8 protein-coding genes are annotated in these 5,665 nt (G+C 40.9%); 5 read left to right on the plus strand and 3 right to left on the minus strand.

The window, feature by feature from the left end; all coding sequences use genetic code 11:
• The first annotated feature begins 22 nt into the window (after positions 1–22).
• Complete coding sequence (locus A3735_RS32600; RefSeq protein ID WP_369820533.1) at positions 23–109, plus strand: DUF2058 family protein; 87 nt, start codon at positions 23–25, stop codon at positions 107–109.
• On the opposite strand, the gene A3735_RS16125 is transcribed toward A3735_RS32600, so the two are convergent.
• The 3 genes from A3735_RS16125 to A3735_RS16135 all read right to left on the minus strand — a co-directional run bounded on the left by A3735_RS16125 (position 98) and on the right by A3735_RS16135 (position 2,296).
• Complete coding sequence (locus A3735_RS16125) at positions 98–463, minus strand: hypothetical protein (protein WP_068506638.1); 366 nt, start codon at positions 461–463, stop codon at positions 98–100. The two genes, A3735_RS32600 and A3735_RS16125, sit on opposite strands and share 12 nt — an antisense overlap.
• Before the next feature lie 9 nt (positions 464–472).
• Positions 473–1,510, minus strand: coding sequence for an AraC family transcriptional regulator (locus A3735_RS16130; protein ID WP_068509975.1), 1,038 nt, complete (start codon positions 1,508–1,510; stop codon positions 473–475).
• A 372-nt stretch (positions 1,511–1,882) separates the two neighbouring features.
• Entirely contained in the window at positions 1,883–2,296 is a 414-nt protein-coding gene (locus A3735_RS16135; RefSeq protein ID WP_068509978.1) for a PilZ domain-containing protein, read from the minus strand.
• 126 nt (positions 2,297–2,422) lie between these two features.
• Between A3735_RS16135 and A3735_RS16140 the strand changes: the two genes are divergently transcribed.
• From A3735_RS16140 to A3735_RS16155, 4 genes are all read left to right on the plus strand, one after another.
• A complete protein-coding gene (locus tag A3735_RS16140; RefSeq protein WP_068638286.1) occupies positions 2,423–3,196 on the plus strand; it encodes an alpha/beta fold hydrolase in 774 nt (257 codons plus the stop codon).
• Positions 3,197–3,502: 306 nt separating this feature from the next.
• A complete protein-coding gene (locus tag A3735_RS29055; protein ID WP_082885763.1) occupies positions 3,503–3,721 on the plus strand; it encodes a hypothetical protein in 219 nt (72 codons plus the stop codon).
• Positions 3,722–3,859: 138 nt separating this feature from the next.
• The gene (locus tag A3735_RS16150) at positions 3,860–4,882 is read left to right on the plus strand and encodes an amino acid ABC transporter substrate-binding protein (RefSeq protein WP_068509981.1); all 1,023 of its coding nucleotides are present in this window, start codon (positions 3,860–3,862) and stop codon (positions 4,880–4,882) included.
• Positions 4,883–5,067: 185 nt separating this feature from the next.
• On the plus strand, positions 5,068–5,665 hold a 598-nt coding region (locus A3735_RS16155), incomplete at its 3' end, for an ABC transporter permease subunit (protein WP_156499717.1).

The following is a 5,665-nucleotide window of genomic DNA, read 5'->3' on the forward strand; positions in this document are numbered from 1 at the left end:
TGAGGCAGCGATTGTCTACCACATGGAGAAGTCACAGCCGCAAGACACAGAAATAGAAGAAGATGATCCGTATAAAGATTATCAAATACCTGATGACTTAATGTGGTAAACCTATGATCTGAGGTGCTGGTTTGTGGCATTTAGCATGCCCTTGAACCAGTTCTTCATAAATAGCCTTGAATTCGCTGCCGATAAGCTTTTGTAGAGGGAATTTTTCTTTTTCAAGATGAAACTCGACATTACCGGGAAAGAATATGAAAGTGAGATAGGGTCCTTTGACTGAAATGAGTTCGGAAATGCCTTTATGGGATGTGTACTTGCATAATTCCTCGATATTTTCACTAGCGGGTGTTTTAGTCTTCTGTTCAACATGCTTCTTTACGATTGGTACCTTTAAGTGACTCAAGCTTGTACAAGCGTCAAGTGTCAGCGCGGTCAGAAGGATAAAGAGAAGTCTTAGCATGCTTGTATATTATTCCTGGGGTCGAGATTTAAGATATTTTGCCGGAGAAATTCCGGTCCAGCGTTTAAAAGCACGGCTAAAGGCGCTAAGTTCAGAAAAGCCGAGCAAAAAAGCAATGTCGCTTAGACTATGTTTGCCTTTATTTAAATATGCGTAGGCCTTTTCTTCACGCACTTCATCAAGCAGGTCATGAAAGGAAATTCCTTCTGATTTAAGACGTCGATATAGCGTGTGTCGACTCATATTCATTTTTTTAGCGATATTTTCAGCATCTACCTTATCTTTGGAAAGCTGGCTTTCAAGGGTAGTCTTTACCGAGTCGGTAAAGCTGATCGCGGGTAGAATTTTTCTAGAAAGCGACTCTATATGTTTAATCAATAATTTATAAAGATAAGGGCTACGCCTGGGTAGCTTGTAGTTGAGATAACACTTCTTAAAAATGAGCGTGCTGTGGCTCTGGTTAAATCGAAGAGGGCAACGGAATATTTTTTTAAACTCTGAAATATCACCCGGTGCAGGGTGTTGAAAATGAACGGCTTCCAAATCGAGCTTTCGATTAATATGGTCTTGGACCCGTAATACTGACAACGCAAGTGTATGCTCTATATCGGCTGAGCAGTAAACCTCATTGTAGTCACAGACATATTCCAGATGAGTAAACTTATCATCATTGTGAATTTCAATATGCATGCCTTCATTAACCAAAGAATAGTAGCGTTGGTATTGTTGAAGTCCTTCATAGAGGGTTGGGCTATTAAAGAAAATGTGTGCAACTAAACCCATTTCTTCATTATGGGGATTCTGAGCGAGTTTAAGGCCAAGACGCTCGTCGGAGGTAAAGGAAAGCGCAAGAGACCATAACGCATGATAAGCAGAGATATTTAGTCGGAAGTCCGCTAACTCAAGCTCGTGTAGTTCACAGGCCAAGGTAGAAATCAAAAGCTCGTTATTGATACCTTTTTGAATAAGATATTCGCACAATACTTTCGCGGTTGAGGAGTTTACGAACAAGTTTTTGACCCGGGACTTGCCAGACTTAATTGTCATTTAGCTTTCCTTTCCCTAACCGTGACTAAAGATACCTATTGTAGTAATTAAACCAAAGCTGTGTATTAATTACTGTTAATTAGGAATGCTACAGTCAGTCAAAAAGGTGGCACATATCGTCAAGAACAGGCATTCGGTCTGCTATATATTACACACACTGTCCTTTAGGAGTTGTACAGTAAACGAATTACAAACTTATACTAGCGGTGTTATTGACGGGGAACCACTATGGAATACGAAGTTTTTGTACCACAAAATGAAAATGAAAAAGAAAATTGTTCTGAGCTAGCAAATTATCTGAACAGTATGTTTTTTTGCTAAGTAGATTAAGAGGTTCAAGAAAAGGCGCGAAGTGCGCCTTTTTTTATTACACTAAACTGCTTTCAAACGCTGCTTTATTGCGTTATTTCTCTCAAGCATATCTCTAATGCGTGTTAGTTGGCTAAGGTTATCGCCGCTTTGCTTAGACTGGTTTGAAAAGACCAAGCCGACTCGCCACGAAGTATCGTCATTATCCATCCTTACCTTATTTACAATCTTTGCCTCAATTTGATTAACTTTTAGCTCCCCCATGTCCATATTCAAAACGAGGCGCAAACTTAGCTTGCTTCCGAGTTCTGGTTCACTGGGTACAGCCAGAGCAAGGCCAAGGAGATTGAAATCGAGAACATCTAAATCAAGCCAGCTAGAAAATAGACCTTGTTTAGTTTTGATTTGTGCCACGAGTTCTGCGGCGGGGACGCGTCGGTTACGACGATTTTCTTTAGGGTGGAGCTCTACAATCATTAAAAAATATACCTTACTACGTATCACAGTTTAGAAGTGAAAAGCATTTAATTAGTCAGATTAGGATACATATGAGAATATGCCATGAGCTCTTGGTGATAATGTGAACTGATTAAAAAAAATACAATGACTAAACTATATTCGCGCATAAGAGGGGAAGGTTTCTCCGTATTGATCCTTCACGGCCTGTTTGGCTCGTCAGATAATTTAGGCAGTGTTGCAACGGCCTTGGCAAGTAAGTTTAAAACCCATGCTATTGACCTGAGAAACCATGGTCGTTCGTTTCATCGCGAAGAGATGAACTATGAGCTTATGGCAGAAGATGTGATCGAATATATGAATGATCAAGGTATTGATATCGCATATGTGCTTGGACATTCCATGGGTGGAAAAGTCGCTATGAGTCTAGCCCTGCACCAGCAAAAACGAATAAAGGCCGTGATCGTTGCCGATATATCGCCTGTTCGGTATGAGGGACATCACGATGAAATATTTGCTGGTTTATTTGCTTTGCTAGAGTCAGATATCGTAAGTCGAAAGGAAGCAGATTCTTTGCTAGCGGAATTTGTTCCAGAGCAGGGGGTGAGGCAATTTTTACTAAAGAATCTAAAAGCCAAGCCCGGTGGAGGTTTCGATCTAAAAGTAAATCTCAACGCCATCCATCAAAATTACCATCATATTCTGGATGGACAGCATGCTGAAAAACCTTTTTTAGGGGAAGTGCTCTTCATTGCTGGCGAAGCATCAGACTATATACAGGCCGCCCATAAAGAAAAAGTAGTGAGCTTATTTCCCTTTGCAAAAGTCCGAATCATTCCAAAAGCCAGTCACTGGTTACATGCAGAAAAACCGGAAACCTTTATAGGAATATGTGAACGTTTTCTTACGGGTATCGACTAGACTATACATAACAACACTAGAAAGGTAGTTATGAGTTTACCAACAATAATAGATATTGAAGCTTCAGGCTTAGGAAAGGGCTCTTATCCAATCGAAGTAGGTTTTATTTCAGGTAAGGGAGAAACGGGCTGTACCCTGATAAAACCATTAGCTCATTGGACGAAATAGAACCGGGACGCCGAAGCGCTTCATGGAATATCCCAAGAGCTATTAAAAGAAAAAGGGCGAGATATTGTTAGCGTTGCCCAGTGGCTTAACCACAACCTTGCAGGTCAGACCATATATTCAGATGGCTGGGCTAATGACATGTGCTGGCTGGGTCAGTTATTTGATAAAGCTGAATGTATACAAGCCTTTCGAATTGAATCTTTACTCTCATTGCTTAGCCAGGAAGAACGAGAACAATGGACACCCGTCCACGACAAAGTTATTGAATTAGCAGGTCTGGCGCGTCATCGGGCCAGTGCAGATGCAAAAATGATTCAGGATAATTATGCAGAATTAAAAGGCTTGCCCAGAAATTAACGAACTCGTGATATTTAATCGATTATAACAATGGATCCGGAAATAGGAGTTCAATCTTGCTTTGGATCTATGTTAATCTCAAATGCTACCGTGTAATGCTGTCACGGGAGAATACAACTATATAAAGGGGTTAGGATAATGAAACTTAATAAATTGACCGCTGGTATTGCGATCGTGGCAGTAGGGTTAACTGCACAACAAAGTTATGCAAGTTCAACACTTGATGCAGTAAAAAAGAAAGGTATGGTAAGTTGTGGCGTGAGTGTCGGTTTAGCGGGCTTTTCACAAAAAGACGAGAAAGGGCAGTGGAGCGGACTGGATGTAGATGTTTGTCGTTCGGTTGCTGCAGCGGTTTTAGGCGATGCAGATAAAGTAACTTATCGCCCACTCACTGCAAAAGAACGCTTTGAAGCACTAAAAAGTGGCGAGGTAGATATTTTGTCTCGTAATACTACTTGGACTCATACACGTGACACATCACTAGGTTTGAACTTTGCTGGTGTAAACTACTACGATGGCCAAGGCTTTATGGTATCCAAAAAGCTAGGTGTTAAAAGTGCATTAGAGCTCGATGGAGCATCTGCCTGTATTCAGGCAGGTACCACCACTGAATTGAACATGGCTGACTACTTCCGTGCAAATGGTATGAAGTACACAGCAGTTACATATGATACTTCAGATCAGACTCGTGCAGGCTTTGAAAGCGGCCGTTGTGACGTATTAACCTCTGATCAATCACAATTATATTCGATTCGTATCGGCCTAAAAGACCCTTCTTCAGCAATGGTTTTGCCTGAAGTTATTTCAAAAGAACCATTAGGCCCAGTGGTTAGACAGGGTGATGATGGTTGGTTCAATATCGTTAAGTGGACAATGAACGCCTTGATAGAAGCAGAATTCTTAGGTGTTAACAGTACAAATGTAGATCAGGCTAAAGCTGAAGGTAACCCGGCTCAAAAACGTTTGATGGGTTCTGAGGGTGATGCTGGTGAGAAGCTTGGTTTGGAAGCCGGTTGGGCCTATAACATCGTTAAGCAGGTAGGTAACTACGGCGAGTCGTTTGAGCGTAATGTTGGTATGGACTCACCTCTTAAAATTTCACGTGGTTTGAATGCCCAGTGGAACAAAGGTGGTATTCTGTATTCCCCACCTGTTCGATAATACAGGTTGGCTTCTTGTAAGCATAAGATTAGACAGCTTGTTTAGTAGCAGGCTGTTTAATCCAGTAGCTAGAAAATTCTCAAATAATAAGTTAGCGCTTACTAAGTCTAGAAGCTGAGTAAAAAATGGCTCGCTTTATAGGTAGCTAACAGCATTCTTTTGGAAATAATTTGTAAGGCCATATTATGTCTTCAGATCCGGAGTCCGAACACTTAAAGCTTAAGTCGGGTTCATTTATAAATAACCCTCGTAACAGGGCGATTATTTATCAATTAATCCTGGTTTTCGCACTTGGCTACTTTTTCTATTCGATTGTTTCCAATGCAATCGCCAATATGGAAGCTCGAGGAATAAAAAGCGGTTTCGGCTTTTTATTTACTACCGCAGGCTTCGATATCTTAATGTCCTTGATTCCTTACGATGCGACACATACCTACGGGAAAACATTTATCGTAGGTTTGCTTAATACGATTATGGTTTCGATGATTGGTATCGTATTGGCAACTATTATCGGCTTTGTTATGGGGGTCGCTTATTTCTCCCACAACTGGTTAGTCAGACGCTTATCAGTCATTTATGTAGAAATATTTCGAAATATTCCATTATTACTACAAGTCTTCTTCTGGTATTTCGCTGTACTGGCTTCATTGCCCGGAGCGCGTGACAGTTTTTCTGTTGGTGAATCGATTTTTCTAAATGTTCGAGGCTTGTTTATCCCAAGTGTGATTGATGAGCAAGGCTCAATGTTTGTATACGCTTCATTGTGTATAGCGATTGCTGGCA

This window comes from Oleiphilus sp. HI0061 (assembly GCF_001635675.1).